1 rRNA gene is annotated in these 761 nt (G+C 52.2%); it reads right to left on the bottom strand.

What is annotated here, in order from left to right:
- A 23S ribosomal RNA gene (locus ACF8D4_RS01820) occupies nt 1-761 on the bottom strand; the annotation flags it as partial.

Raw genomic sequence — 761 nt, 5'->3', positions numbered from 1 at the left:
CCTTCTCCGTCTCTCCATCGCAGTTAGCAGAAGTACGGGAATATTAACCCGTTTCCCATCGACTACGCCTTTCAGCCTCGCCTTAGGGGTCGACTCACCCTGCCCCGATTAACGTTGGACAGGAACCCTTGGTCTTTCGGCGAGGGGGTTTTTCACCCCCTTTATCGTTACTCATGTCAGCATTCGCACTTCTGATACCTCCAGCGTGGGTTACCCCTTCGCCTTCAACGGCTTACAGAACGCTCCTCTACCGCACTGATGCAAGCATCAGTACCCGTAGCTTCGGTGAATTGCTTAGCCCCGTTACATCTTCCGCGCAGGCCGACTCGACTAGTGAGCTATTACGCTTTCTTTAAATGATGGCTGCTTCTAAGCCAACATCCTAGCTGTCTAAGCCTTCCCACATCGTTTCCCACTTAGCAATTACTTTGGGACCTTAGCTGACGGTCTGGGTTGTTTCCCTTTTGACGACGGACGTTAGCACCCGCCGTCTGTCTCCCGGATAGCACTCTTTGGTATTCGGAGTTTGCAAAGGGTTGGTAAGTCGGGATGACCCCCTAGCCTTAACAGTGCTCTACCCCCAAAGGTGTTCGTCCGAGGCGCTACCTAAATAGCTTTCGAGGAGAACCAGATATCTCCCGGTTTGATTGGCCTTTCACCCCCAGCCACAAGTCATCCGCTAATTTTTCAACATTAGTCGGTTCGGTCCTCCAGTTGATGTTACTCAACCTTCAACCTGCCCATGGCTAGATCACCGGGTT

The organism is Shewanella sp. YQ_9 (assembly GCF_043103185.1).
Classification (GTDB): Bacteria; Pseudomonadota; Gammaproteobacteria; order Enterobacterales; family Shewanellaceae; genus Shewanella; species Shewanella algae.
The sequence above is the reverse complement of the archived record's forward strand: the minus strand, read 5'-3'. Positions and strand labels throughout refer to the sequence as shown.